The sequence below is a fragment of the Staphylococcus sp. LKG3-1 genome (assembly GCF_048568385.1).
In the GTDB taxonomy this organism is placed as follows: domain Bacteria; phylum Bacillota; class Bacilli; order Staphylococcales; family Staphylococcaceae; genus Staphylococcus; species Staphylococcus saprophyticus.
The window spans coordinates 2,043,883-2,070,387 of record NZ_CP183796.1 but is presented as its reverse complement, the minus strand read 5'-3'; the positions used below and the strand labels follow the sequence as shown (position 1 = coordinate 2,070,387).

Annotated in this window: 27 protein-coding genes and 3 pseudogenes; 12 read left to right on the top strand and 18 right to left on the bottom strand. The window is 33.5% G+C overall.

What is annotated here, in order from left to right; translation table 11 throughout:
* The first annotated feature begins 304 nt into the window (after positions 1 to 304).
* Together ACM595_RS10180 and ACM595_RS10175 are read left to right on the top strand one after the other, a co-directional pair.
* A complete protein-coding gene (locus ACM595_RS10180; RefSeq protein ID WP_069822175.1) occupies positions 305 to 700 on the top strand; it encodes a hypothetical protein in 396 nt (131 codons plus the stop codon).
* Positions 701 to 716: 16 nt separating this feature from the next.
* Positions 717 to 1,649, top strand: a complete 933-nt coding sequence (locus ACM595_RS10175) for an NADP-dependent oxidoreductase (RefSeq protein ID WP_041080751.1) — start codon at positions 717 to 719, stop codon at positions 1,647 to 1,649.
* 103 nt (positions 1,650 to 1,752) lie between these two features.
* Here ACM595_RS10175 and ACM595_RS10170 read toward each other — a convergent pair.
* A pseudogene (locus ACM595_RS10170) lies at positions 1,753 to 2,508 on the bottom strand (DUF536 domain-containing protein).
* Positions 2,509 to 2,966: 458 nt separating this feature from the next.
* Here ACM595_RS10170 and ACM595_RS10165 point away from each other — a divergent pair.
* A pseudogene (locus tag ACM595_RS10165) lies at positions 2,967 to 3,074 on the top strand (replication protein); the annotation flags it as partial.
* A gap of 341 nt (positions 3,075 to 3,415) precedes the next feature.
* Here ACM595_RS10165 and ACM595_RS10160 read toward each other — a convergent pair.
* Both ACM595_RS10160 and ACM595_RS10155 read right to left on the bottom strand, forming a co-directional pair.
* Positions 3,416 to 3,568, bottom strand: coding sequence for a hypothetical protein (locus ACM595_RS10160; protein ID WP_002484305.1), 153 nt, complete (start codon positions 3,566 to 3,568; stop codon positions 3,416 to 3,418).
* Positions 3,569 to 3,630: 62 nt separating this feature from the next.
* The gene (locus ACM595_RS10155) at positions 3,631 to 3,903 is read right to left on the bottom strand and encodes a hypothetical protein (RefSeq protein ID WP_037539154.1); all 273 of its coding nucleotides are present in this window, start codon (positions 3,901 to 3,903) and stop codon (positions 3,631 to 3,633) included.
* A 423-nt stretch (positions 3,904 to 4,326) separates the two neighbouring features.
* On the opposite strand from ACM595_RS10155, the gene ACM595_RS10150 reads away from it, so the two are divergent.
* The 4 genes from ACM595_RS10150 to ACM595_RS10135 all read left to right on the top strand — a co-directional run bounded on the left by ACM595_RS10150 (position 4,327) and on the right by ACM595_RS10135 (position 5,331).
* Positions 4,327 to 4,542: a hypothetical protein gene (locus ACM595_RS10150; protein ID WP_037539155.1), complete on the top strand. Its 216-nt coding sequence runs from the start codon at positions 4,327 to 4,329 to the stop codon at positions 4,540 to 4,542.
* A gap of 181 nt (positions 4,543 to 4,723) precedes the next feature.
* Positions 4,724 to 4,930, top strand: coding sequence for a hypothetical protein (locus ACM595_RS10145; protein WP_037539156.1), 207 nt, complete (start codon positions 4,724 to 4,726; stop codon positions 4,928 to 4,930).
* A gap of 24 nt (positions 4,931 to 4,954) precedes the next feature.
* Positions 4,955 to 5,176 carry a hypothetical protein gene (locus tag ACM595_RS10140; RefSeq protein ID WP_011303964.1) on the top strand — a complete coding sequence of 74 codons (222 nt, stop codon included), beginning with the start codon at positions 4,955 to 4,957 and terminating at the stop codon, positions 5,174 to 5,176.
* A gap of 14 nt (positions 5,177 to 5,190) precedes the next feature.
* Entirely contained in the window at positions 5,191 to 5,331 is a 141-nt protein-coding gene (locus tag ACM595_RS10135) for a hypothetical protein (RefSeq protein WP_164971920.1), read from the top strand.
* A 121-nt stretch (positions 5,332 to 5,452) separates the two neighbouring features.
* Here the strand turns inward: ACM595_RS10135 and rpsR are convergent, their stop codons facing one another.
* Genes rpsR through rpsF form a run of 3 tightly spaced genes read right to left on the bottom strand, consistent with a single transcriptional unit; the run spans position 5,453 to position 6,581 of the window.
* Entirely contained in the window at positions 5,453 to 5,695 is a 243-nt protein-coding gene (rpsR, locus tag ACM595_RS10130; RefSeq protein WP_002484306.1) for a 30S ribosomal protein S18, read from the bottom strand.
* A 49-nt stretch (positions 5,696 to 5,744) separates the two neighbouring features.
* Positions 5,745 to 6,257, bottom strand: a complete 513-nt coding sequence (gene ssb, locus ACM595_RS10125) for a single-stranded DNA-binding protein (RefSeq protein WP_002484307.1) — start codon at positions 6,255 to 6,257, stop codon at positions 5,745 to 5,747.
* An 18-nt stretch (positions 6,258 to 6,275) separates the two neighbouring features.
* Positions 6,276 to 6,581, bottom strand: a complete 306-nt coding sequence (gene rpsF, locus ACM595_RS10120; RefSeq protein ID WP_002484308.1) for a 30S ribosomal protein S6 — start codon at positions 6,579 to 6,581, stop codon at positions 6,276 to 6,278.
* A gap of 421 nt (positions 6,582 to 7,002) precedes the next feature.
* Here rpsF and ACM595_RS10115 point away from each other — a divergent pair, with 421 nt between their 5' ends.
* Positions 7,003 to 7,809: a GH25 family lysozyme gene (locus ACM595_RS10115; protein WP_075340102.1), complete on the top strand. Its 807-nt coding sequence runs from the start codon at positions 7,003 to 7,005 to the stop codon at positions 7,807 to 7,809.
* Positions 7,810 to 7,970: 161 nt separating this feature from the next.
* On the opposite strand, the gene ychF is transcribed toward ACM595_RS10115, so the two are convergent.
* The 6 genes from ychF to ACM595_RS10085 form a co-directional block, all read right to left on the bottom strand.
* Positions 7,971 to 9,068 (bottom strand): redox-regulated ATPase YchF, encoded by a 1,098-nt coding sequence (ychF, locus tag ACM595_RS10110; protein WP_002484310.1) that lies wholly within the window; start codon positions 9,066 to 9,068, stop codon positions 7,971 to 7,973.
* The gene (locus ACM595_RS10105; RefSeq protein ID WP_002484311.1) at positions 9,068 to 9,283 is read right to left on the bottom strand and encodes a DUF951 domain-containing protein; all 216 of its coding nucleotides are present in this window, start codon (positions 9,281 to 9,283) and stop codon (positions 9,068 to 9,070) included. Before ACM595_RS10105 ends, ychF begins: the two co-directional genes overlap by 1 nt.
* A gap of 28 nt (positions 9,284 to 9,311) precedes the next feature.
* Positions 9,312 to 10,190, bottom strand: coding sequence for a mechanosensitive ion channel family protein (locus tag ACM595_RS10100; RefSeq protein ID WP_419744290.1), 879 nt, complete (start codon positions 10,188 to 10,190; stop codon positions 9,312 to 9,314).
* Positions 10,191 to 11,377: 1,187 nt separating this feature from the next.
* Positions 11,378 to 11,746: a DUF2294 domain-containing protein gene (locus tag ACM595_RS10095; protein WP_002484313.1), complete on the bottom strand. Its 369-nt coding sequence runs from the start codon at positions 11,744 to 11,746 to the stop codon at positions 11,378 to 11,380.
* A 166-nt stretch (positions 11,747 to 11,912) separates the two neighbouring features.
* Positions 11,913 to 14,564, bottom strand: a complete 2,652-nt coding sequence (locus ACM595_RS10090) for a DUF2309 domain-containing protein (RefSeq protein WP_002484314.1) — start codon at positions 14,562 to 14,564, stop codon at positions 11,913 to 11,915.
* 1 nt (position 14,565) lies between these two features.
* Complete coding sequence (locus ACM595_RS10085) at positions 14,566 to 16,095, bottom strand: NADH dehydrogenase subunit 5 (protein ID WP_129531140.1); 1,530 nt, start codon at positions 16,093 to 16,095, stop codon at positions 14,566 to 14,568.
* A gap of 563 nt (positions 16,096 to 16,658) precedes the next feature.
* Between ACM595_RS10085 and ACM595_RS10080 the strand changes: the two genes are divergently transcribed.
* Together ACM595_RS10080 and ACM595_RS10075 are read left to right on the top strand one after the other, a co-directional pair.
* The gene (locus tag ACM595_RS10080) at positions 16,659 to 17,411 is read left to right on the top strand and encodes a threonine/serine exporter family protein (protein WP_129531141.1); all 753 of its coding nucleotides are present in this window, start codon (positions 16,659 to 16,661) and stop codon (positions 17,409 to 17,411) included.
* A 12-nt stretch (positions 17,412 to 17,423) separates the two neighbouring features.
* Positions 17,424 to 17,882, top strand: a complete 459-nt coding sequence (locus ACM595_RS10075; protein ID WP_002484317.1) for a threonine/serine exporter family protein — start codon at positions 17,424 to 17,426, stop codon at positions 17,880 to 17,882.
* A 191-nt stretch (positions 17,883 to 18,073) separates the two neighbouring features.
* Here the strand turns inward: ACM595_RS10075 and ACM595_RS10070 are convergent.
* From ACM595_RS10070 to ACM595_RS10060, 3 genes and pseudogenes are all read right to left on the bottom strand, one after another.
* A pseudogene (locus ACM595_RS10070) lies at positions 18,074 to 18,580 on the bottom strand (ArsB/NhaD family transporter); the annotation flags it as partial.
* Positions 18,581 to 18,935: 355 nt separating this feature from the next.
* Entirely contained in the window at positions 18,936 to 19,025 is a 90-nt protein-coding gene (locus tag ACM595_RS10065; protein WP_164972280.1) for a DUF805 domain-containing protein, read from the bottom strand.
* Between the two features lie 104 nt (positions 19,026 to 19,129).
* Entirely contained in the window at positions 19,130 to 19,399 is a 270-nt protein-coding gene (locus ACM595_RS10060; protein WP_129531143.1) for a DUF805 domain-containing protein, read from the bottom strand.
* Between the two features lie 280 nt (positions 19,400 to 19,679).
* Between ACM595_RS10060 and ACM595_RS10055 the strand changes: the two genes are divergently transcribed.
* Positions 19,680 to 20,291: a YIP1 family protein gene (locus ACM595_RS10055; protein WP_115338730.1), complete on the top strand. Its 612-nt coding sequence runs from the start codon at positions 19,680 to 19,682 to the stop codon at positions 20,289 to 20,291.
* A gap of 67 nt (positions 20,292 to 20,358) precedes the next feature.
* Here the strand turns inward: ACM595_RS10055 and mbcS are convergent, their stop codons facing one another.
* The gene (gene mbcS, locus ACM595_RS10050; protein WP_419744289.1) at positions 20,359 to 21,930 is read right to left on the bottom strand and encodes an acyl-CoA synthetase MbcS; all 1,572 of its coding nucleotides are present in this window, start codon (positions 21,928 to 21,930) and stop codon (positions 20,359 to 20,361) included.
* Between the two features lie 508 nt (positions 21,931 to 22,438).
* Here mbcS and ACM595_RS10045 point away from each other — a divergent pair.
* Positions 22,439 to 23,842 (top strand): MDR family MFS transporter, encoded by a 1,404-nt coding sequence (locus ACM595_RS10045; protein WP_037539159.1) that lies wholly within the window; start codon positions 22,439 to 22,441, stop codon positions 23,840 to 23,842.
* 122 nt (positions 23,843 to 23,964) lie between these two features.
* Here the strand turns inward: ACM595_RS10045 and ACM595_RS10040 are convergent, their stop codons facing one another.
* Both ACM595_RS10040 and ACM595_RS10035 read right to left on the bottom strand, forming a co-directional pair.
* Positions 23,965 to 25,161 (bottom strand): amidohydrolase, encoded by a 1,197-nt coding sequence (locus tag ACM595_RS10040; protein WP_041080739.1) that lies wholly within the window; start codon positions 25,159 to 25,161, stop codon positions 23,965 to 23,967.
* 152 nt (positions 25,162 to 25,313) lie between these two features.
* Positions 25,314 to 26,495: an MFS transporter gene (locus tag ACM595_RS10035; RefSeq protein ID WP_002484324.1), complete on the bottom strand. Its 1,182-nt coding sequence runs from the start codon at positions 26,493 to 26,495 to the stop codon at positions 25,314 to 25,316.
* Between the last annotated feature and the right edge of the window lie 10 nt (positions 26,496 to 26,505).

Below are 26,505 nucleotides of genomic sequence, written 5' to 3'. Positions count from 1 at the left end.
TCAACATTAGATAAACACTTTTTTATTCTAGTACCGTTAATGTATAAACATAAGTTACTACATAAAAATGATTTCAAAGGTTAATTTAAGACGAATAAATTATATAAATATTACATGTTAAGCATTTTATAAACAGGTGTGAATTTAAATAAAATACATAACAGACTCCTTTAGGGAGTCTATAAAGACTCTAAAGAGTCCTGGTTTTGAACAGTCTTATGAAATTTTAGAACAACTATTAGCACAAGATACACCGTCAATAAATAATGAAATTTCGTTTGTTGACGGTAATAAAGTACAAATGATGCCACAAACAGATAAAAGAATTCCCGTATTTCCTACGGGTTTTGCGCAAAGTTCAATTTCTTGGATAGCCCAACATGGTGATGGTTGGGTTCAATATCCAAAACCGCCTCAAGACCAAGCACAGCTAATTAATGATTATAGAAATTTAATTACAAAAAATAATAATGAACAATTTAAACCCTTTACCCAAATGCTTTACGTTGATTTAAACGAAGACCCTAATCAATTACCTGAACCCATACCACTTGAATTTAGATTAGGGAAAAATCGTTTAAGAGAATTGTTGTATCAGTATAAAGAAATTGAAGTAAATCATTTAGCTTTTGTTGCTTATTTTGCTAGAATACCTGTCGAAGACATTGTTCCATATTTTCCAACACACAAAGTGAACTAATTAGGAGGTTATATTGATGAGAGCATTTGCAATAGAATCATATGGAGAAGCTAATGTATTACAAGAATTTAATTTACCACTACCTGAGATAACAGATGAAGAAGTATTAATTGAAGTTGAAAATACAGGTGTTAGCCCATACGATTGGCATGTTAGACGAGGTGAACAAGAAGGGAAAATTGATTACCCTATACCGCTCATTTTAGGATGGGATATATCAGGCGTTATACGTAAAGTCGGCTCAAAAGTAACAGATTTAACAGTAGGTACACCAGTTATTGCAACACAACAACTTGATAAAAACGGTGGTTATGCAGAATTTGTGGCCATTAATCAAAACACAGTTGTTAAAAAACCTGAATCATTATCTTTTGAAGAAGGTGCGACAATTCCAATTAATGGTTTGACTGTCTATCAAGCGTTAATAAAATACGGTGAAATGCAACACGGCGATAAAGTATTAATACATGGTGGCGCAGGTGCAGTAGGTATATTTGGCATTCAATTAGCTAAAGCTAAAGGTGCCTATGTAGCAACTACTGCAAGTACACACAACCATGAATTTTTAAAATCAATTGGGGCAGATGTTGCCATTGACTACAATACAGAACGTTTTGAAGATTATGTACATGATTATGACATCGTCCTTGATACACAAGCAGGAGACACACTTGAACGTAGTTATGATGTATTGAAACCTGGAGGCCGACTAATATCTATACGCGGGCAAGTTAATAAAAAGAAAGCAGAAAGTAAAGGAATTACAGCATATTTCACATGGACAGAATTAAATCGTCAAGATTTAATAGAAGTTGTTAATTTATATGGATATGGTGTTGTCAAAGCTTACTTTGAAGCTATTTTCCCACTATCTTTTGTTCGAGAGGCTCATAAATTAAGTGAAAATGGTCATTCTAGAGGGAAAATTGTAATAAATAATAAATCATAATATATGATTTATTATTTAAATTAACATAACCGATGATTCTCAGAAGTTCTCACTATATAAAAGGCACTAAAAGTTTATAACTTTTAGTGCCTAATTAATTATATTAGCTACCAAACAAACGACTCCAAAACCCCTTTTTAGGTGGTTCTACTTCCCTATCCTCAGGCCCATTCCCTATTTCTTCAGATGGTTTATCATCTTTCGCTAATAAGTCTTCGTTTGGACTGTCATCCTTTTTCTCTTCAGTTATATCCTCATGATTTACTTCTGCTTCTATTGGTTGGGTTTTCTTTTATTGTTGGTTGATATTTTGAGATTCTTCAGTAAAAGTTGCTTCTTGCGGATTAACGCTTTGTCTATCATTAGTCGCTGTATCAAAAGAATAATTAAGATGTCTTTCTTCTTCTAATTGGTTTTCTAGTTTTTGAATCTTTTTATTACTTTCTAAAGCTAATATTTGTTGATTTTCCAACAGTTTATTTAATGTATTAACATTGCTATTTTGTTGATCTAGTTGTTTAGTTAAATTCTCAATATATTTTTCATCATTTTTAGCTCTAATTTCAAAGATTTCTATTTGCTTTTCTAATTCATTCGCTTTTGTTTTTAATGTCTCAAAACTATTTGAATTATTATATATATGCTTTTCAACCTCTGCAGTATTTTCATCAAATCTTTCTTTTTTTATTGATTCTTTATTTGGCGTTGTACTTTCTTTCTTAGTGATTTTTTCTATAATTTTCAAACAATCATTATCATTAATATAATTAATTCCATTTTCTTTTTCAAAAGATATATTTAAGCTTTTAGCATTATTAACAATAGTTTGTTTAGTTACATTCAATTCATCTGCAACCATTTTAATAGTTTTTATAGCATCCACCCTTAGGTACCTAATTTAGCACCTAAATTTTACCACCTAACAAATTTTTTTCACCTTTTAACCTCTAAATTTACCACCTATTTTACTACCTAAATACCTAATTATCTACCTACCTAAGGTTTTTAGTACCTAATTAGGCACTAAATTAGTAAATTTTACTATTTTGAAGTTGTAATGTGATTTTAACTACACTAAAAACGCTTTATATACGATCCTAAAAGTGTTAATATTACTTTATGAATATTAACAGAGCCGATGCTATTGGCGTAGCATCGGCTCTCGGTAATAAAACGATTCGCATTCGTTTGTTTATATATTTTTTTGATACTTGTATTATATATATCTAATCATCTAAGTGCAAGCACAAAACATATAACTTACGTAAAAATTGTTTTATTACCTCAATCCAAAAAAGTGGAAATGAGGTTTTTATTATGCCCAATTTTGAGAAATACAATTTATCACAAGTAAAAACTGAAAGATTTTATCAACTGCCTAAATATTTATTTGAAGATACATATTTTAAGAAAATGTCAGCAGAATTATATCTAAAAACCCTTACGCTTAACCTGTCTATAGACAAATATAGTGCTTAAAATCAAAGTGATCATATCGAATATTTTCACATATATCGAACTAAACTTTAATATTTCAATATTAAATCCTTCGCCGATAATAGGTATGAAAAAATCGAACACAATAAATATTAATAATATGCCTAATAATATTTGTTGGCTCTTAGGCATAGTACCACCTCATATAGCAAATTTTAGTTATTCACGTTTACTTGTTTACATTTTTATTGTTTAAATACAAAGTTGAAAAAGCAATTTCTATACAAAACTACATGTCTATTATCGAAAGCCAAATTATAATCATAAAATCAATTGCCTTTTTTCACATCTTTATCTTCATCTTTTTTATAAAAAATTTTATTTAAAAATGTAATGTCTGCTAGATAACTTAAAAAACTACCACCAATGACATCTACAATAAATGATGTAATCGTCGCAAATATTTTCCTAATAATTCTCATATGAAATCTCCTTTGCTTGAATTTATTATTCAAATTAACCCATCTATTATTGAATTAAAAAATTATCCAAAAAAGATGTATACCAGTACTATGATAAAAAGAATGTTATATATGATTTTCTTAATATTTTTTTCTAAGATATATAGTACCGAATCTATTATCAAACTCAGTACAATGAGTACGCCAGAAAATTTAACGATATAATCTAAGAACTGCCAATCAAATATGATAGCTAGTACTAATGAACCTAATGTTAAGACTAAAGCTACTATCCCTGCTGTATTGGCAATAGATGCTAATGTTTTATATCGTTCCTGTTCATTATCTTTAGTCATACTATCTCCCCTTAAAAACATAGTTAACAACTTAATTATATGTTAACATAAATTCTATTGAACATGTATTGTGTATAAAAACACCCATCAACACTTAGAGTTAATGGGTCATATTTATACTATTTGTCTTTTTTGAAATTTTCTACAAAAGCTTTTTTAATATCCTCAATCAATGATCTGCTACCGATTAAATTAGATATGACGCTCATAATAAAGGTTATTATTTTTCCAATGATATCCATATAGCACGCTCCCTTACTATATAAATACCATATTATCCACAATATAATCATATTTACATAATAGATTTTAAAAACATAATTATATTCTTTGAGATATTGCTATATAGATAAAAAGTATTACTTTTCATCTCGTTCACAATAAATAGTTTTTATGCTACGCTTACAAAAAAGGAGCTTTGCTATGAGTTTACCAGTCGCTATTGTCCTAGGTATCATGTTTGTACCTATCTACGCTTGTTTTTGGGCGTTTATATTCCGATGGGAAAATAACAGAAGAGTTAAACGTAACAATTTCGAACCAATGACTAAGAAATCATTCTATGTTCTTTTGTTAGTTCATGCAGTATCCGCTATTCTTATGGTGATTTCTGCAATTTATATAAGTTATTTTAGTTAAATTAAAATGACATACATAAAAAGGAGTTTTAATGTGGATATACTCATCGGATTACTTATTAAAATAATAGATATCATTGTGAGCATAGTTAGCATTTTCGAACGAAAAACAGCAAAGCTATTGAGTAAATTGTCTAAAAGTAAAGATAAGACAAAGGGGTAAAATTTAAGAAGGGTTTAAAATGAATAAAGCAATGATTGCCCATCACACGCTTAATATTTTATTAATGATCATTCTAATAATAGTAAATCATTTTAATGTTTTAAGCTTACCAGTTTCAATTATACTAGCCATTTCAATTACAATTAATGCCGCTTTATTAATCAGAGCAAACAGAAAGAAAATTGAAAATGATGGCGTTACTATAGATGACTATAAGAAAAAATAATATAACTTAGATTGGAGAGATATCATGAAACATAAAAGTACTATGCCGAATTCTAAATTGATGACAACTACATTCCCAATTACCGTTTTATTACATTTATTCTTCATTGTTCTATCGATTTATAATATATTCATTAAAGATAGTACAATCGCTATATCGCTCTCTATATTTAGTTTAATCATTTTCACTTCTATGTTAACACTTACAATTAATGCATATATAAACTACAAAAGACAAAATAATTAGATTGGAGAAATCACTTGAAGGTTGGTAGTTACAAAATTGATGAGTTGTATCTAATCATGATTGGTGGATTTTTAGTAACTCCTATTTTTGTACCATTCATGCTAATTTCAGTAGTCATAATGGTTATTATTGGGTTAGAGAAAGAAGAAGATTAATAGTTAAAAATTGTTTTCATTTAAATTCTTGCCATCATATTTTTCATACCTTTCCCAATTCTCAAACCACAAAAATAACCCCGTAGGTATATGCCTACGGGGTTTTCAGATACAATATCTATTATTGTTCTTCTTTAACATATGGTAATAATGCCATATGACGAGAACGTTTAATAGCTAATGTCAACATACGTTGATATTTAGCTGAAGTACCTGTTACACGACGTGGTAAAATTTTACCACGTTCTGAGATAAAACGTTTTAATAATTCTGTATCTTTATAGTCGATGTGTGTAATTCCGTTTGCTGTGAAATAACAAACTTTTTTACGACGACGTCCGCCTCTTCTTGGTCCACCTGCCATGGTAACTGCCTCCTTTTAAGAAATTTTCATTTTTATATGTTCTATATAATTAGAATGGTAAGTCATCATCACTAATATCAATTGGTCCGTTTGCATTTGCAAATGGGTTATCAGATTGATTATTGTTTGATGAATTATTGTTGTTATTACTTTGATAAGATGATGTATTTTGTCCTGATTGTTGTCCGCCAAAGTTTTGGAAATTATTGTTATTTCCTTCTTGACCATGACGTTGGTTTTGATTTTTAGGTTCAAGGAATTGAACACTATCACAAACCACTTCAGTCACAAATATACGACGACCTTCTTGGTTTTCATAGCTACGTGATTGAATGCGACCGTCAACGCCAGCTAAACTACCTTTAAATAAGTAGTTGTTAACATTCTCTGCTTGTTTTCTAAAAACGACACAGTTAATGAAATCCGCTTCGCGTTCCCCTTGCGCATTTGTAAACGTACGATTTACTGCTAGAGTAAAAGTCGCAACACTCACGCCTGAGGGTGTTGTTCTATATTCTGGATCTTTAGTTAAACGACCGACTAAAACAACTCTATTTATCATTTAAGCGACCCCCATCTATTATTTTCTAGTTTTATCTTCGTCTTCACGAATTACGATATAACGGATTACATCGTCAGAAATTTTAGCTAAACGTTGGAATTCGTCAGTAGCTTCATTATCAGCTGTTTGGATACGTACGATATTGTAGTAACCTTCACTGAAATCGTTAATTTCATAAGCTAAACGGCGTTTGCCCCAGTCTTTAGCTTCTAAAACTTCTGAACCGTGAGAAGCTAAAATTCCGTTGAAACGTTCAACGACTGCTTTTTTAGCATCTTCTTCGATATTCGGACGAACGATGTACATAACTTCATATGTTCTCATTGTATAATTGCACCTCCTTGTGGTCTATGCGGCTCATCATCAAATGTGATAAGCAAGGAATAATTTTCATTACTCACAATCAAGAATTATAGCACATGCCTTTACATTTTACAATGGGTTTACCACGTTATAGCACGTTAAATTTCATAGTTGTTTCATATGAAACATTATGAAATTTAATCATTCACGATATCTATCAAAGCATTCAAGTTAAATAAACATGACATCTTTTACGATTATATTTTCAAATTAAATCATTATTCAAATACTAATTAATATCAATAAAATTTAAATATCTTTTAAGGTAAGGTTGAAAAGTATATTTAATTCTAATAGCATATCAACTATATTATTTTTTGATGTCATATTTACTATTTTTCAAAATAAATTTCAATAATCTACATAGATAAAGGGGATGCTTATGTTTTCAAAATTCAAAAAAGGCTTACTTGCAGGAAGTGTATTTTTTGCATCAACGGTCATTATCAATACAACTTACGCCTCCGATAACCCTTCTAACCAAAAAGGTACAATGGGTTATGGCTATCAACAATATTTAGAAAAGCATCCAGATAAAGCGTCTCAACAAAAACAAGAAAGTGGCTCTAAATCCATGCAAGCCGAATCTGGAACAACGCAATCTGGTGAACGTGTGTTGGATATATCTGAATGGCAAGGTGAGTTAACGACACAAGAAGTCAAAGACTTAAAAGAAAATTACGATTTCATTATTATAAGAGCACAATATGGTTCAGAAAAAGTGGATGCTGCATTAGAGCACAATTCTGCTTTATTAGATAAAAACGGTTTAGACTTTGGTGTATATTCCTATAGTATGTATGAAAATCCTGAGGACGCAAGATACGAAGCGCAGACACTTTACAATCGCGCTCCAAAAGCGAGTTTCTATATCAACGATTTTGAAGAAAATACTGTAACTTCTGGTACGCCTGAAGAAAGCACAGACGCTTGGTATGATGAAATGAAAGGATTAGCTGGCGATAAAAAAGTATTATTTTATTCTTATGAAAATTTCATGGTAGAAAATGCTTCTAATTCTGTAGGTCAATATGATGGTTACTGGTTGGCAAATTATAATCCAGGTCAACCTACACGTGAACACGTCCTCTGGCAATATACAGATAGCTATGCATCTCCTGAATTAAATCAAGATGTTGATGCAAATTATGTAGGACCTGGTGTCGAAACATCTTGGTTCACTTCGTAAAAATTTTAACCTTGATGTTATTTTAAAAGTGCGTTTTCTTTATCAACGCTGTACTTCTAATTTTAACACCTCAAATTGAAGCACACCGCATGTCACTCACATAAATATACAGATTAGCAAAACCCCTCATTACTCGTTGTAATGAGGGGTTGCTTTGTATCTTATACATTAAATCTAAAGTGTACAATGTCTCCGTCTTTCATAATATATTCTTTACCTTCTAGACGTTGTTTTCCTGCTTCTTTAGCGCCATTTTCACCATCGAATGCCACGTAATCGTCATAGCTCGTTACTTCGGCACGAATAAAACCTCGCTCAAAGTCTGTATGAATAATACCCGCACATTGTGGTGCTGTCATTCCTTTAATAAACGTCCAAGCGCGCACTTCTTGTACACCGGCTGTAAAGTATGTTGCCAAACCTAGCAAGTCATAAGTTGTACGAATTAAACGATCTAAACCTGGCTCTTCAATGCCTAAGTCTTCTAAGAACATTTCGCGATCTTCATCTTCTAAGACAGCAATCTCTTCTTCAATTTTTGCGCTAATGACAATCACTTCTGAATCTTCTTTTGCTGCATATTCACGAATAAGTTTTACTTTTTCATTATCGTCATCGCCGATTTCATCTTCACCTACGTTAGCAATATAAAGCATTTTTTTAGATGTTAACAACTGCGCTTGGTCGATGAATTTTTGATCTTCTTCTGTGAATTCCAGACTTCTTACTGGATTGCCTTCTTCTAAAGCTTCTTTAATTCTTGATAAAATACGTGTTTCATTAACTGCATCTTTATCTTTTTGGCGAGCCATTTTTTCTACTTTTGGTAAACGTTTGTCAACAGATTCTAAATCAGCTAACACTAATTCCATGTTAATGACTTCAATGTCATCAATTGGATCTACACGACCTGAAACATGCGTTACATTATCATCGTCAAATGCACGAACGACTTGGCAAATCGCATCTACTTCACGAATGTGAGATAAGAATTTGTTACCTAGTCCTTCACCTTTTGAAGCGCCTTTAACAATACCTGCAATATCAGTGAATTCAAATGTTGTTGGAATTGTCTTTTTAGGTTGTACCATCTTCGTTAAAACATCTAATCTGCTATCTGGTACTTCGACAATCCCTACGTTCGGATCTATGGTAGCGAACGGATAGTTTGCTGCTAAAGCACCTGCTTTTGTAATTGCATTGAAAAGTGTCGATTTACCTACGTTGGGCAATCCAACAATACCTGCTGTTAAAGCCATTATTCATTCTCCTTATTATCAGTATCTTGTTGGGATACTAGTATTTTTTTTATTTTTTTATTAAAAGTTTGTCTTGGAATCATGATACTTCTTTGACAATTTTCACATTTTATTCGGATGTCAGCACCTACACGAATGATTTTAAAACGATTCGTGCCACATGCGTGTTGTTTTTTCATTTCTACAATATCATTTAAACCGTAATTGGATGTCATTCTGTAACACCTCCGACCGTCTTAATCATTATTTTTGCTGGTTCGCATCGTACTGTACCATCGTTGGCTGTGGTGTTTTAATTTCTTTAAGTTTAAATAATTTCAAGATTTCTTTTCTTAAAATACGCGCACCTGACGCACCTTCGCCTGGAATTGTCTCTGCAGACACACTCAATACGATTTCGTTATTTGTAATCGAATTAACACCTACTACTTCTGGTGTCGAGATAAATAAGTAATATTTAGATCTAATAGATTCAAAATATGTCGTCAGTACTTCTTCCACATAATCAATGTCTTCTGAAATAGATACTGGAATTTCAACAATTGCCTCACCATTTATAACCGAGTAATTGGTAATTTCCCCAACACTCCCATTCGGTAGCGTTGTTAATTCACCTGTAATGGTATTAATGCGCATTGATCTTAATCCAATCGATTTCACTGTACCTTCTGCCACGGGAGAACCACTATTACTAATTTTAACATAATCCCCAACATCAAACTGATTTTCGAAAATAATGAAGAAACCTGTAATAATATCTTTAACAACAGTTTGAGCACCAAAACCTACTGCAAGACCAACGACACCCGCGCTGGCAATAATGCCACCTACGCTTATACCGAATTTACTTAAAATGGTCGTCAGTACTATAAACCATACCACATAAGATACTACATTTTGAACTAATGATATCAAAGTTTTCGAACGCTTTTTATTCCCACTTTTGCCTTTATTTTGAATTTTAAAGAACTGCGCAATCGCTTTATTCACAAAGCGCAAAATAATCCATGCCGCGACAACGTATATAATAATCATAATCAGATTAGATAATAAAGCTTGATACGTTTCCGGCTTTGTTAAAGGTTCTATAATTGAATATAGGATACTTTTAATTTGACCCAACCATATTCCCTCCTAATATAAGTCTCTTTATCACTGTATTATACTCATTTTAGCAATGAAACAAATCCAACTTGCGCTTTAGTTTACAAAAATGAACAAGTGGACGCATTGCTTATGCTTATATAAAGTTTAACCTTTTCTAGTTTATTAAAAATATAGGCTTTAGCAAAGTATTTTAGCAATGCTAGATACATTTTTTAATATTTATACTTAAAAAAAGACAAAAGAAAAAGAACCATAATTAAAAATTATGATTCTTTAACACCTAATTAGTGATATTACTATATTAAACCTATATAATTCAAGTCTTTTTAATTAATTTATAACTCCTATAAGATTTAAACGCATTCATTCAAATATCCTGAGGACTATATTAATTTTATTATATTTAATGACCCACACTCATGAACTGAAATAATCAAATTAAATATAATTGGATTTTAATAAATATATAATATTAACATTCTAACATTATTTTTATACATCTAGGTATTTTGCCACAAAAAAATATTAAATTGTTATAATATTCAAATAAAGGAGGTGTGTCGTATGCTAGCTAACTTAGTAGAACAAATTCTTTCTTTAATCCTAGACCAAATTGAATAACGCACAAGTTGTTACGTACAATTTATGAAGGAGGGGTTTGAATGACTGAAAACATTATTGAACTCATTTTCAAGTCGTTTTTAAAATAATTTGAGCACTGCTTTACATGAATCCTTTCGTTGTCGTTGTTGTGCACCAAACCCAAACTACATACATGATGAGCGTCCTTTACGCATGTTAAGAACACAAACTCAAACTGTATTTAGTTTACAATCTAATAATTGATTTTGAGCACGATTTGAGCACGATTGTTATATCTTAATAAAAGAATCTTAATTAAAGATTATGATGCTTTAACACCCAAATTTATATGATAAGTTATTACTTTAATGTATTGCACTTTCTAACATTTATGAGTAATGAACCAAGCGCACATACTGTCCCTTACAACGGTATGTGCGTGTTTTGTATCTTATATTACTTATACTGTCTCTGCAGCCCTTTAAAATTAAAACTACTGATAATACAAATGCCTTTGCTGATTACCCGACGCCATGCGCATTCCATGTAAAAAACACACATCATTTATCCTCATATTTCAATAAATGACATGTGTATTTTCGGTTTCATGTTTGTTTCCATTATTCAATAATTTGTTTTTCTAAATCGTTATGCAATTTAAAAATGATAATTCTTTCACCTGTTCTAGAACTTAAATCTGTATGAAAACTTTTCACTTTTTCGCCTGTTATAGACAGCACGATTTCATCAAGCGCTTCAATACCAGATTCAACCAGTTTAGAACGTGTTTTTTTTATAGTTAACAAACCTTCATTCGTTTCACACACTTTGTACTCTGCTTGAGTCAATACACCATGTAAACTCACAATAATCATGTCACGTAATATATCCGTTTTAACTGACAGAGAGCCCCGGCCAAGGAAGTCTTTTTCCCATTGGGTAATTGCTTTGCTGATTTCAGACTCATAGCGACCTTTGGTCATTTTCATAAAATATGCATCTCCTGTAGAACTAAAATTAGAAATTCATTTTAACAAAGATAACAGTACCATTTTTTAATCACTTTCTCCATAGTTCTGTCATATTCCCTAGGAAATAACATTGGTTGTCATACGTTAACAAATGCTATGATCCATCATGTTCAATTTGCTTTAACTAAGCTTTTTTAACCGCGTTTGACCATTCATGCCAGTGATTGTCTTCGTCAACACTTGCTAAACGAACCCAACCATGCATGACTTTCTGCTTAAATGTTTCATCATTTTCTAATAATCGACTAATAAAGGCTTGTGGTGCTTGGATTACAACAACTAATCTAATCGGTGAATGATACATCTTATTATCTGCTGACATCACGGATTGCCATGGTAAACCGGTCAATAAATCACTTGCATTACCTTGCATCACGCCGATACCTGCAGTCACTGATTGCGTTGTTTTACTACCACTTCCGTAATAGTGCGGCGCAACCGTAGATGCGTAATATTGTAAGTTAATCCATTGCGCTACAAGTGCTGGACCCGCAATAATATTTTCTAAAATAGTGCCATTTTCATCGTTTTTCCAATTATAATTATGCAAAAATGCTCTTCCTGCTAAATCACTCTGTTTAGTTAATTCACGCTGACCAATGATAAACGCTGCATTTTTAGCTAGACCCCATTCAGGTCTAATTTCACTCCAATCATTCGTTAATCGATACACTTCATGATTCGGATTGCGATCAGTTAAATTATTATTCGGCAATTGAGAGAGGCGTTTTTTATTTGCTTGATAACTAATTTTAGGCATTGCCGCTTCAATATTTTCATATGCATTACGTGCCGCTTCTGTAAGTTCAGGTACGTAAATCCATGTCAATGTATCAATAGAAGTTTGATGTTCTGCAGCAGCGAAGATTGTCGTCTCAGGAATAGCTACACCTTCTTGCAACAAACCTTGTCTCACTTCTGGCAAATTACATAACTGCGCCAATACTTTTGCATTAAAACCACTCGCCGCACCACCACATGCACCACAATCTAATGACGCTGCATAGGGATTATTGGCACTCTGACTTCCATGTCCACACATGACAACTAACGGTGCGAAATCGTCTGTTAAGTCCATCAACTTGAGCGCTTGTAGAGCGTAATTCACTTTTTCTTCATCTGTAAAACCAACCGGCAAATCATCTTCCAAATGTATGTGGCGATGATTGTGCTGATGTTGTGGTTCATAATTTAAAGTCAATGCAGTATCATTGGGTTTCTTTAACCAACTTGTATAAAATTTTCGAATAACACTGCCAACACTTTTCGGTATAAAACTACGTGTAAACATTTGTAGCGATAACCACGGACCACTTAATTCTGGTAATAGTAAGCTAGGCAAGACATTTTGTTTCATTTTTTTAAATGTATACGTCACTGATTCTAATGCATGTTTACGTTGTTGGAATGCATTAGGCTCGTGCTCATGAGTATATTCTTTAATTTTATGCTGTGGCTGGTTCATTACAGGTAATGATGGATGACTATACTTTTTACCCAGTTCCGCTTTTTCGATTGGTAAACCGAAAAATCCAGCTATACCAATAGTTTCAAATGGACCATTAGCTTCAATGTGCTTCCTAAACGGTTCAGAACGCACATCAATACAAAATGCCATTTGTACTAATGTTTGTGATTGTTGTTCAGCCTCAACGCTTGATTTCGGTCCGATCATTGCTTTCAATTGTTGATTATAAGTCGCTTCCCAAGCGTCTAACCATAATTTTCTACAAAATTGTTCATTGAATCGATACGCAAATTGAATATGTGCTTGTTGTGCTTCGATAGATAGAGCTTTCCAAGATTGCATTGAAAAATTGCCCCACTGGATCCATGATGCAATCAGCTCTTCTTTATTCATATCATTTAAATCTTCAGGCTGTGATACAGGCAAATATGGCTCAACAATTGCCCATTCCATAGCAATACGGATAGCAAGATAAGAAAAAAGTAAGTCATGCACTTTGTGATTATGTTCATCTTGCCATAGCATCATGCCAGCCCAACCAGGTAAAGATAGTAAGTGATTTTCTAAATATGTTTGCGCGTCTGCCTCTGAGATATTTAAATAGCTTAATGCTTGTTGCATTAAATCCTCTGCCTCATTAGGTAATGATTTTAAACGTGCGCGTTGATCTTTGGTTAACGCAGGATCATACGCTACTAATCTACGCCAAGCATAGAATAATCCCTTGTCACGATTTGGCATTGTCCATCCAGATTGTGCATCATCAATATATAATTTACACCACTTAATCGTATGGTAATCCACCGTATCAATCAGTCGTTCATTTTTTTCATCTAAAATGTATGTACTCTTTAACGGTACAGTATTTTCAGATTCAAATTTTACCTGTTCATTTAAATCACTAGCTAACGCTTCTAACTGCGATTTAATATCCGTAGGTGTTTCCAACGTCTCCAATTTCAATGCGTTACGGCCATATTGTGCTGCATTTTCTCTTGGAATCTTTAATGCGGTATCATTTAACCATTGTTGAAAAAATTGTTCTACATACGCATCATCAATTTCGCCTTTTTGATTGGCTTCCAAAATGGTCATTCGTGCAGGATACATATCTACTTTGCGCGTTTCTTTTAGCCAATGGGCAATTTCATCAAATGATTTATGTTCTAGCCTTGCCCACGGACTTCTAGCAGCGAACACTGAAATAGGTGACAATGGTACGATTACGTTACTCGCACGTGTAACTTTATCATGTATATCATCAATATATGTCGACGCTTGCGTTGATTCTATCTTTGATACGCCCATTTTAATGCCCTCCTTTAGATAAATATGATTTCAAATAGTTAGGGTGTCGTTCTACCGATTCAAGTTTCGCATCACCTAATCGTACAATCCACATGTATAATATCGAGAATGCTTTAGACGAACGATTACGTGCTACCCAAGTACTCATCAAACTACCAAATAGCAATAATACTGCAACTATCACTACTGCAAACATTGGTGGTTGTGCGCTATGGAATGTGATTGTATGTAAAGCGCCACTGAAAAAGTGATGTACAATATAATAGACTGCACCAACCACAATGAGTACAAACAAGCCCATCATACGACCAAATCGACCTTCTCCAAACGCAACAAGTTGTGTCCATGATACTGATAACGACCATGCTAAAATCAAACCACTTACTAGTCGATAACCCTGTTCTGGCGCTGATAACCAAAAGCCTAACCCGATTGCGATTGCAAGACCTCGACCAATTAGAATCCATAGATAAGACATGCGTTCATTAACTCGGCTTGGAACGTTAAAATGATGCACGGCTGAACCAGAACGTAAGAATAACGTCGCTTTAAACAAACCGTGCAATATTAAGTGAATGATTGCAGGAATGTAGGCACCTAATGCACACTGAATTAACATAAAGCCCATTTGACCAATCGTTGATCCAACAAGTAATCGTTTATAATCAACATGCACTAAACTGATACCCGCACCAATTAAAACAGATACACTTGCAAACACAAGTAAGACCATCGTTGCGATGTCACCATTAAATAATGGTGAAAAACGTGTCAGCATAATTCCACCCGCATTAACAATCCCCGCATGCATGATTGCTGATACTGGTGTAGGTGCTGCTACAGATTCAATCAACCATCTTTGGAATGGCCACTGTGCAGCTGGTACCATAACCGCTAATATAATTAATATATTGATTCCAAATTTTGACCAAGCATTGATCTGCGCTAAATTACTCTCTCTAAATATAGCAGTGTAATGCCATTCTCCTGTTACTAAGCCGATCCAAACAACAGCGATTGCTAAAGCTATCCAACCTAAGAAGAACAACTTACCTGTCACAATTGCTGCGGCTCTTGTAACTCTCCAAGCACTCGTCAAACTAATTAAAAGTGTTAGCCCTATTAAAGTACAACCCCAGCTTATAACCATTATGCGGATGTCACCAGTTAACCATGCCATTGCCGCAAAACTTGTCGTCAATGTAAATAACATGAAATATTTTCGATAGCTTCTATCTCCAGCTAAATATCGTATACAATAGCGTTGAATAATTAATCCGATAAATAAAACAAAAAACGCCATTAACCACGCTAAAATATCTAAATACCATAAACCAGCTACAACCTGATTTGAAGCAAATAGGAGTCCGATAAATGCTAGCAACGGTGGTAAAGCAACGATACAAATATGTATGCGCACATAAGCAACTGGAATACGTTTATTTAAAAATATAATTCCGCTCAGTGCAGCAATAATAATAGTGATGAAAAAGATAGTTAACAGTACAGATGCATTAAACGATGTAAGCATTTCAGATTCTCCTTTGTAAGATATAATATAGTGCAGACTACTTAATTACATGATAGGTTGCGTAGTACACCACAAAAAAGCCGACAATATATAATAAACCCTGAACGATTCATTACCATTGTCGGCTTCATAACAACGCACTTCTTTTAAATCTAAAGTGATTTGTTTTGCTACCTAATATATAATTCCATTTTTTAATTTTAACTATAAAAGTTTTACTTCACGCAATATGTCGTATGATTTGAACTTTTAACTCTTATTCGTCCACCTTTTCAATTTGCCAATATTTCTATTAACATCTTGCTAAAGCCGTAATATCAATTAAAGCGCGTCCTTCAACGACTATATTTATTTTTATTTAATATTACTAATATATAATCATTATTCGTCATTGTCAAGAATAGCTATATTCATTCATACTGATAATAAGTGGAAAATACATAAAATAATAGAAACAAATAATTTTTTTAATATAATCAATATATATTTATCCGATTATTATTATCGACTATTCTTGTATTACGAATGATAACTTTACCTATGACGCATTTGGAGGTGTAAACATGGAGCATGCTCAAGATAAAATCACTATGCGTGTGATTTTACTTGCAGGGAAAATATTATTATCTTCAGGCGCGGAGATTTCTCGTATAGAAGATACAATGAAACGAATCGCACAATGTATGGGCTACCATAATAGTCAGGGTTATGTGATTAATATTTTCATCAATTTTTCCCTAAGTGAAAATCATGATACACGCATTATCAGGATCAACAAAAATACCACAAACTTGTTAAAAATATTTCAAGTCAATTCTATTTCACGTCAGTTAGCCAGTAATCAAATTTCAATTACCCAGGCCTTCGATCGCCTAAATCATATTGAACAAGCGACACTTAGTATTAAATTGTGGAAGAAGTGTTTAGCTGCAGGTGTGATATCACTCAGTTTTTTATATTTACAGGGCGGGAATTTTCAAAATATTGTGATTACATTTATTGCTGGGTTACTTGGTTTTCTAATCGTTGAATGTACGCAAAGTAAATCTACGACCATGTTCATACCAGAATTCGTTGCATCTTTCGTTATTGGCGTCATTGTCCTGCTAGGTAGTCAAATATTCAACATTCATCAAACGATAGGACCATCCTTGATTGCTTCTATTATGCCGATTGTGCCAGGTGTCTTAATTACCACAGCCATTCAAGACTTATTTAGCAGACACATGTTAATATTTACAGCCAACTTTTTAGAAGCGCTCGTTATCGCATTCGCTATAGGATCTGGCATTTCTATTGCTTATTTACTATTTTAGGAGGCGTATATCATGACCTTAATCTATGCATTCTTATTTAGCTTTACTGCCTCTTACTTTTTTGCAGTAATATACGATGCACCTAAAAAATTATTCTTTGCTGCTGGATTAGCAGGTGCATCAGGATATCTTATTAGTTTTATATTAAATGACCTATTACAAATTGATAGTATCTATTCTAGTTTGCTTGGCAGTTTAACTTTAGGTGTGATGAGTCATATCATGAGTCGAATCCTTAAATCTCCTGTGGTCATTTTTATGATTCCCGGTATCATCCCTTTAGTTCCTGGTAGTTTAGCCTATAAAGCGATGCAACAATTGGTAACATTAAACTTTACTGAAGCTAACAATACGTTTATTAGAACTATCCTTATCGCAGGGTCCATCGCCTTAGGCTTACTGCTGTCTGATCAATTATCAAAAACATTGAATATTAAAAAATACTGGAAAGTAAAACGTAATCGTTTATAATACGTGAAAAATCCCCTTGCTATTTGAAATAGCAAGGGGCAAAACGTATGACAGTATAATTGATAATGTTGCATTGTAATTTTTCTATATTTAGTTAAAAATTCAAGTTATACTATTCGTTCTGACTATCATATGTCCTTTTAAATCCTGATTATTCTAAACCTGGCTATCGATGCAGATCGCAATAAAGTTTAAAATAATATGAGCGTAAGGTATAAACCGACAAGTGTTACAAATAATACTGGAATCGTAATTATAATACCTGTTTTAAAATACGTTCCCCATGAAATTTTGACCCCTTTTTGAGTCAATACATGCAACCAAAGCAATGTTGCCAACGAACCGATTGGTGTGATTTTAGGACCTAAATCTGACCCAATCACATTGGCGTAGATCATACCTTCTTTAATTATCCCTGTTACATTGGACTGGCCAATCGCAATAGCATCAATAAGTACGGTCGGTAAATTATTCATGACTGATGATAGAACTGCGGCTATAAAGCCCATGCCTAGAACGCTACTAAACAGGCCATAGTTTGAAATATTAGATAAAGTATCAGCTAAAATGGTTGTAATACCCACATTCTTCAATCCAAATACTACTAAATACATACCAATAGAAAATAACACGATATTCCATGGTGCGCCTTTAATAACTTGCTTCGTATGTACAGCATGTGATTTGCGAGCCAACAATACGGCGTATAAACAAAAAGATATTTTATTCCATTTAATTACAAACAATATAAAAATTACGCATTAGGATTTGCTTACCTAATACGTAAAATTATTTTGATCTAGAAGACTTCCAAGTATCTTTTATATTACGACATGATGTTTTTAAAGAGTTTAATGAGCCCGACTACAATATTTAAAAATATATCCATTATAATAGAAAATATGCTCTCTTTACTTTCTTTATCGCATTTACGCTTTTTCTTGTTGTTGAACATCATAAAAACCTCTTTCAGTAATTGAATTTTGTGATACTAACGTTTCATGCTTCGTATCACTTTCAATGCTTACGTGAAACAAACGACATCATAAAATGCTATTCAACTGCTTTAGGGTTTACACCATATTTATTTGTTTCTTTTTGACCGCTTGTACAACAAACTGCTAATGAAATAATTAAAATCACAATGTACACGACTCCAAAAATAACAGCAATAACTGTTAATGCAGAATTATCGAGTGTTGGAATATCTGAATTTATAAATTCACTAAAATCATTAATAACCGCAATTAGAAAATGATAATGGGTATTAGCATCGTCATACCAACATCGTGAAACCTTCTAACTGTAACAGTGAACATAGCGACTAGGATTAATATATACACAATCCAACCAACAGTATCTTCTATTATTGCTGGAATTGGTAATAAGAAAAAAATGATTTCAAGCATTATATTAATTAGGATATTCATTAAAAAAGGATACCAAAATTCCTTACGCCTCGCTCTACCTTTGATATTAAGTGCATTGATCCAAAATAATTTGTAATAATGTATCATCCCATTGCTCCCTTAATTATGATTTGAATAAATAAACTGACTACTTGCTTCACTTAAACCATAACATGATAACACAATAAAAAACATAATTAATCTCATGTTTTTATTAATTAATTTATTATAATTACATATGACAAGCCACTTTTACTATAGTACTATATTTTCTTTTTCATCTTTATTATTATATATTAATTATTCAAAAATACTTATTCTAGTATTTTAAAATATTGTGACACATGTTATGCTTTTGAAAACGCTATAAATAGGAGGCACTATACATATGGAATCATCTAATTTACCTTTAGCGCAACATTTTTCTAGTTTACGTGAAAAACCAACATGGGGTTTAAAACTTATTATTGCAATCGTTATCATCGCGTTATCAGCTACGATTGTTGCATTAACTACGGACTTCAAACAAAATTTTGAAGATGCTGGATTAAGTGGACAACAGCTTGACCAATCACTTGAATTCGCAAAAATTATCGGTGTTGTTAGTGGTGTGATTGGCTCTATCCTTACGATTGGTGTTACTTTTGTAATCATTTTAATTATCTCTAAAATCATGAAATCAGATGCTAGTGCTAAATCTATTTTTTCTGCAACTTTAAGTTATACGATTATTACCAGTACCATCGCACTCATTGTTGTCCTTATCCAATGGATTGCAGGACTATCAGTCACAGATTATTCGATTACAAGTCTTAATATCTTTGATAAGGGGAATCCTATACTTCGTGTGTTTGACTTACAAACGCTTATTAGTGCTTATGTATTTGGTATCTTGTTATTTGCGACAAGTCGCTTCTCTAAGAAGTCAGCCATCATTTGGTCTATTGCTTACCTTGTCGTAGTTGTTGGTTTCGGATTAATAGGTGCTGCCTTTCAATAATTTTTAATCAGAAAAACAATAATCCCCTCACTACCATTGTAGTGAAGGGATTTTTTAGTATCATAAACTATTTATTTTGCTCTGCTTCTCTTAATTCAATACGTCTAATTTTACCTGAGTTTGTCTTAGGTAAGTCTTCAACGAATTCGATAGCACGTGGATATTTATAAGGTGCTACGTCTTGTTTCACATAATTTTGTAATGTCTTAACCGTTTCATCTGTTGCTGGCACTCCATCTTGTAAAATCACGAACGCTTTGACGATATTACCTCTGATTTCATGTGGACTCCCAACAACTGCGCATTCTTTCACATATTCGTGTTTTGTCAGAGAATCTTCAACTTCGAATGGCCCAATCGTATAACCAGAACTGATGATAATATCATCTTTACGTCCCTCGAACCAGAAGTAACCATCTGCATCTAATTTAGCTAGGTCACCTGTAAAATAATATTCACCTTTTCTAGGTTCCGCAGTACGTTCCGGATCTTTATAGTAACCTTTGAACAGCGCAGGTAAGTCTAGCGGCACTGCAATGTTACCTACTTCACCCACTTCGGCAAGTTCTCCGTCATCATTGATTACTGTAACGTGGCTACCAGGAATTGCTTTACCCATAGAACCAGGACGACTTTCTGTATCTTTTAAGAACCCAATTAATAATGTACTTTCTGTTTGTCCATAACCATCTCTTACTGTAAGGTTGAAATGATCTTGGAATTTTTCAACAACTTCTCTATTAAGTGGCTCTCCAGCTGACACTGCGCTATGCAAACGTTCTAAATTATAATCAGTCAGATTAGGTAACTTCGCCATCAAACGATATTCAGTTGGTGTACAGCAGAGGACATTGATTTGATAATTTTGCAGTAATTCTAAATATTTTTCTGCATTAAACTTGCCGTTATAAACAAAAGCCGTTGCACCTGAACCCATAATAGATAAGAAAGGACTCCATACCCATTTTTGCCAGCCTGGGGCTGCAGTTGCCCAAACCACATCATCTTCTTTAATACTTAACCAATGTTTCGGCGCCATTTGCATATGTGCATAGCCCCAACCGTGTGAATGAACAACCGCTTTAGGATTACCTGTAGTTCCAGAAGTATATGACAGTAACGCGATATCATCTCTAGACGTCTCAACAGTGTTTAATTGATCTGAAACTGCTGTCTTTTCATCTTCAACAGCATACCAATCCGCTTCTTGACCACCGACAATAAATTTCGTAAGCGATGCGTATTCTTTTACCGCTTTAAATTCATCTATACTATCTGAAGTTACGACGATGGCCTTCACTTCGCCATGCGTAATTCTATATTGTAAGTCTTTAGTACGTAACATTTCTGAACTTGGAATAATAACGAGGCCTAATTTCAATGCTGCGAGATAAATTTCATATGTTTCAATGCAACGCGGCATCATCACTAAGACTTTGTCACCTTTTTGTAGTCCATGTTTTAAAAACATATTTCCGACTTTATTAGCGTGCTTAATTAATTGTTTATATGTGATTTCTTTTGTTTCGCCACTCGCGTCTTCAAAAATCACTGCTTTCTTCATTCCATCAGTCGCAAATTTTTCAATTTCGCTGACAATATTATATTGCTCAGGGGCGATTAAATCTTTTTTATCCATTGTCTATTAACTCTCCCTCAGTTCTATATCTATATTGATTAAAAACTCCTAATATTTCATTTAAATATTCTAGTCCATTGTCATCATAATTTTATTATCTTTGCATGTAAAAAAATATGATTACGGCTACTCAGTAATGAATACTTTCCTATTATAATACAACTACAACGCATTTTGAAAATATTCTGAATTTTAAAAGTAATGTCATGCCTGATGTGCCAACTAAAATCTCTGAATGATAACTTTGACATTTGCCTCACATCTCATGTAGTATTTTTAACATACAGTTGTAAAATGTTATTGTGCATTTTCTAATCATTATTCACACAAATATTAATCATTACTTACCTAAAGAACTATCTTTTAAACCGCCTTTTTAAAAACTATTTCATTGCTGTCTCGTTCTGTTTGACTACAAATTTAATTTTTCCAGTTTAACTTTTAGATTTAAATTATGTATAGTGCTATAATATAAAACTGTGTAATTTTTATGAAAGAAGTGAGTTAATTGAGTGCAAACGATACCTTCCATGTCGAAAAAAGAATACCCTTATTTATCGTACTACTATCAGGGGCCTTTATTACTATTTTAAACCAAACGTTACTTGGTACGGCTTTACCGCCAATTATGAAAGATCTTCAAGTATCTGAAAGTACCGTACAATGGTTACAATCCATATTTATGTTAGTAAACGGAATAATGATTCCTATTACAGCATTTTTAATTGAACGTTATACATCGAGGCAGTTATTCTTAACTGCAATGAGTATTTTTGCTTTAGGTACATTGCTTTGTGCAGTGGGCGTAGATTTTTCAATGCTTCTGATTGGTCGTGTCCTACAAGCAGCAGGTGCTGGTATTATGATGCCACTTATGCAAACAATCTTATTCCTAACTTTCCCTAAAGAAAAACGTGGGACTGCTATGGGTCTCTTCGGACTCGTCATCGCATTTGCGCCAGCAATTGGACCAACATTATCAGGTGTTTTAGTTGAACACCTTACTTGGAGAAGTGTCTTCTACGTTGTGTTCCCTATCGCAATAATTATAATTATTGCTTCATTATTCCTATTGAAGAACGTTACCGAAACATCACATCCAAAACTGGATATCACATCTGTAATTCTATCTACATTAGGTTTCGGTGGACTCCTTTACAGCTTTAGTTCAGTCGGCGAAGCTGGATGGGGCAGTGTTCAATTCATTGCACCACTCATCATTGGCATTGTTTCATTAGTTGTTTTCATTCGTCGTCAATTGAAACTAAAAGAACCTATGCTTGAGTTTAGAGTCTTTAGTTATAATATTTACACTTTAGGTACAGCATTAAGTATGTTTGTCTTTGGTGTATTAATCGCATCTAACATTATCTTGCCGTTATATATGCAGAATATGTTACAGTTCTCTGCTTTAGAGTCTGGTCTCGTATTATTGCCTGGCGCTATTATTATGGGTATCATGAACCCAATTACAGGTTATTTATTCGATAAGTTCGGAGGTAAATGGCTTGCACGTATTGGACTACTCATTTTAGTTCTATCCACATTACCATTTACAGTATTAACGGCGCACACGTCGTTTACTTATCTTGCTACATCGAATGCCGTTCGTATGGTGTCGCTCGCTATGGTAATGATGCCGATGACAACTTTAGCAATCAATCAATTGCCAAATCACCTTATCGCACATGGTACTGCAATGAACAATACATTTAGACAAATGGCTGGGGCAATTGGTACAGCATTATTTATTACATTAATGTCTGTTTCATCAAACCCTAGTGATGGTATTGAAGGTATCATCCATGGTGTTAACGTTACATTTATGGTTGCAGCAGCAATTTCATTTGTAGCATTGATATTATCAGCCAAATTATCCGATGATAGCAAACCTTCACGCAGAACAATGTAGTCTATGTGTTCAATTAAAGGTTAATAAAAAATTAAAAAAAGCACTTACGATGCATTCATTCATGCATTTCGTAAGTGCTTTTTTATTTATCACAATTCTTAATCACTGCTTATTTATTAAAATCAATCAGTAGCTGTCAGTCTATTAATTGCTATTTCCCCAAGCGATTTGGCTGCTACAATTAATGCATCCTCATTCACTTTAAATTTCGGATGATGATTCATATATGGTGACGTCACCTGTTCTGGTTTACAACCAACTATATAGAAGGTACCCGGAATCTCTTTTAAATAATATGCAAAGTCCTCTGATCCCGATACAGCAGGAATTTCTACAAGCTGTTCAAAATAATCACCTTTACTTGCAGATAATATATCAACAACATGATTGGTTTGTGTTGGATGATTATAAAGTACAGGATATCCAAATTGGTAATCCAAATCATATGTGATATCAAATCCGATAGCGACACTTTGAGCAACTTTCTCAATTTCTTCATACATAAATTGTTCTAAATCATCATTTAGATAACGTGCAGTCCCTTTAATTGTAACTTTATCTTGAATGACGTTCGCACCACCTGGCGCTTCAAAAGCTCCTACCGTTATGACTCCCATTTCTGATGGATCTATACGTCTTGATACGATTGTTTGTAGCGTATTTACAAAGTTTGTCCCCGCAACTAATGCATCATGTGTCTTGTGAGGGCTAGCAGCATGACCACCCAATCCTTTGATTGTTAGTGTGAAAGTGGAACTACCCGCAAATGCATTGCCTTTATTGAAACCAATCACTTCTGGTCCTGCCACGGGCACAACATGAATACCATAAATTTCATCCACATCATTGAGTGCACCAGATGCCATGATTTGTTGCGCCCCTCCTGGAGGCATTTCCTCTGCATGTTGGTGAATGATTTTGATTGTGCCTGAAAGTTGGTCTTTGATGTCAATCAGCGCATCCGCTAATCCTAATAAATAGGCAGTATGTGCGTCATGTCCACATGCGTGCATCACGCCTTGGTTTAACGATTTGAATGGGACGTCCGCTTCTTCTTCAATTGGTAACGCATCAAAATCAGCACGCAACCCAATTGTCTTACCCAGATATTGGCCTGTTATCTCAACAATAATTGCATTACTACCCTCAACGGGTTGTGTTATTGTGACATCTTTATTTTTGTAAAAATCTTGAATATAAGCAGCGGTTTCCGTTTCTTGAAAAGATAATTCTGGATGTTGATGTAAATAACGACGATGCTGCACCATTTCCTCTTTTTTTGCTTCTAATTTTTCAAATAAACTTTCTTTTACATTCATAAACATTCACTTCTCTCAATTAAATTTAAAACATATCACTCTACAACAATTTTAAATTTAATAGTAAATTAATTCAAATATAAATTGAAATTTTAAAAACTTTACATTTTTTATGAATATTTTTCAAAATGAATTATCAATGCATCTTAGCATTACGCTATATTCAATTCTGTTGATTTTTCATTTTTATAAACCATATACATCATTGCACTCGCAATCAATACCATCGCGAAACCAAAATAAGGCGTCATAGTAATTGAAAAATGATTAAGTACGTAACCACCAATGACAGAACCCAAAGTAATACCTATATTAAATGATGCAATATTTAAACTAGACGCAAAATTCGTAGTCGCTTTATTTTTACGTTCTGCAAAAAGTACAACGATTAACTGCAGACCTGGTACATTCATAAAAGCAAACAGTCCCATAATTAAAATAGCGATTGTACCTAAAATTTGATGTGATACCGTCACACCAACAATTAACAATACAATGGCTTGAATTAAAAATATACCGATTAACACTTGCATTGGACGGTTATTCGTTAATTTACCACCAAGCGTATTACCAATGGCTACCATCACACCATAAATCACTAACAATATAACAACTGCATCATCACTATAATGTAAAGTATCAGTCAGTAGTGTTGTTAAGTAAGTGTACACAACAAAAGTGCCACCATAACCAAGTGCAGTGATTAAATATACCATCATCAATGATTTATTTTTAAAAACGGTTAACTGTTCTAACATAGATGCTTGTTCGTATTCATTTAAATCGTTCGGTACAGATATGATATTAATTACTAAACTTAAAAAGCCAATAATCGCAATTGTTATAAATGAAGCTTCCCAACCAAATTGTTGACCTATCCAAGTTCCAAGTGGCACACCTGTGATTGTCGCAACCGTTAAACCTGTAAACATCATGGCAATGGCACTTGAACGTTTATCAGGTGACACTAGATCACTAGCAATGGCTGTAGCGATAGACATAAAGACACCATGCATTAATGCCGAAAGGACGCGCATAGCAAGTAACATACTGAATGTCGTTGAAAATGCTGCTAATGTATTAGCGATAATAAAAATCAGCATAATCCCTATCAGCAAATGCTTACGTTTTATTTTATTTGTCAGTGGCGTTAACAATGGCGCACCAATCGTTACACCAACGGCATAAAGTGAAACCGTTAATCCTGCTAGTGAAATCGTCGTATTAAATGAATCTTTGATTAATGGTAATAAACCTACACTTATAAATTCAGTCATGCCTATAGCAAATGCAGACATGGCTAATGCCAAGATGGCAAATTTATTTTTTCTCATAATTTTTTCG

Coding starts and splice junctions, on each gene's coding strand:
- ACM595_RS10075 (WP_002484317.1), top strand. CDS start 17,424: ATGACCTTAATCTATGCATTCTTATTTAGCTTTACTGCCTCTTACTTT.
- ACM595_RS10145 (WP_037539156.1), top strand. CDS start 4,724: ATGAATAAAGCAATGATTGCCCATCACACGCTTAATATTTTATTAATG.
- ACM595_RS10040 (WP_041080739.1), bottom strand. CDS start 25,161: ATGAATGTAAAAGAAAGTTTATTTGAAAAATTAGAAGCAAAAAAAGAG.
- ACM595_RS10090 (WP_002484314.1), bottom strand. CDS start 14,564: ATGGGCGTATCAAAGATAGAATCAACGCAAGCGTCGACATATATTGAT.
- rpsF (WP_002484308.1), bottom strand. CDS start 6,581: ATGAGAACATATGAAGTTATGTACATCGTTCGTCCGAATATCGAAGAA.
- ACM595_RS10115 (WP_075340102.1), top strand. CDS start 7,003: ATGTTTTCAAAATTCAAAAAAGGCTTACTTGCAGGAAGTGTATTTTTT.
- ACM595_RS10060 (WP_129531143.1), bottom strand. CDS start 19,399: ATGATACATTATTACAAATTATTTTGGATCAATGCACTTAATATCAAA.
- ACM595_RS10080 (WP_129531141.1), top strand. CDS start 16,659: ATGGAGCATGCTCAAGATAAAATCACTATGCGTGTGATTTTACTTGCA.
- rpsR (WP_002484306.1), bottom strand. CDS start 5,695: ATGGCAGGTGGACCAAGAAGAGGCGGACGTCGTCGTAAAAAAGTTTGT.
- ACM595_RS10155 (WP_037539154.1), bottom strand. CDS start 3,903: ATGACTAAAGATAATGAACAGGAACGATATAAAACATTAGCATCTATT.
- ssb (WP_002484307.1), bottom strand. CDS start 6,257: ATGATAAATAGAGTTGTTTTAGTCGGTCGTTTAACTAAAGATCCAGAA.
- ACM595_RS10105 (WP_002484311.1), bottom strand. CDS start 9,283: ATGACATCCAATTACGGTTTAAATGATATTGTAGAAATGAAAAAACAA.
- ACM595_RS10140 (WP_011303964.1), top strand. CDS start 4,955: ATGAAACATAAAAGTACTATGCCGAATTCTAAATTGATGACAACTACA.
- mbcS (WP_419744289.1), bottom strand. CDS start 21,930: ATGGATAAAAAAGATTTAATCGCCCCTGAGCAATATAATATTGTCAGC.
- ACM595_RS10150 (WP_037539155.1), top strand. CDS start 4,327: ATGAGTTTACCAGTCGCTATTGTCCTAGGTATCATGTTTGTACCTATC.
- ACM595_RS10175 (WP_041080751.1), top strand. CDS start 717: ATGAGAGCATTTGCAATAGAATCATATGGAGAAGCTAATGTATTACAA.
- ACM595_RS10095 (WP_002484313.1), bottom strand. CDS start 11,746: ATGAAAATGACCAAAGGTCGCTATGAGTCTGAAATCAGCAAAGCAATT.
- ACM595_RS10160 (WP_002484305.1), bottom strand. CDS start 3,568: ATGAGAATTATTAGGAAAATATTTGCGACGATTACATCATTTATTGTA.
- ACM595_RS10035 (WP_002484324.1), bottom strand. CDS start 26,495: ATGAGAAAAAATAAATTTGCCATCTTGGCATTAGCCATGTCTGCATTT.
- ACM595_RS10085 (WP_129531140.1), bottom strand. CDS start 16,095: ATGCTTACATCGTTTAATGCATCTGTACTGTTAACTATCTTTTTCATC.
- ychF (WP_002484310.1), bottom strand. CDS start 9,068: ATGGCTTTAACAGCAGGTATTGTTGGATTGCCCAACGTAGGTAAATCG.
- ACM595_RS10180 (WP_069822175.1), top strand. CDS start 305: ATGCCACAAACAGATAAAAGAATTCCCGTATTTCCTACGGGTTTTGCG.
- ACM595_RS10055 (WP_115338730.1), top strand. CDS start 19,680: ATGGAATCATCTAATTTACCTTTAGCGCAACATTTTTCTAGTTTACGT.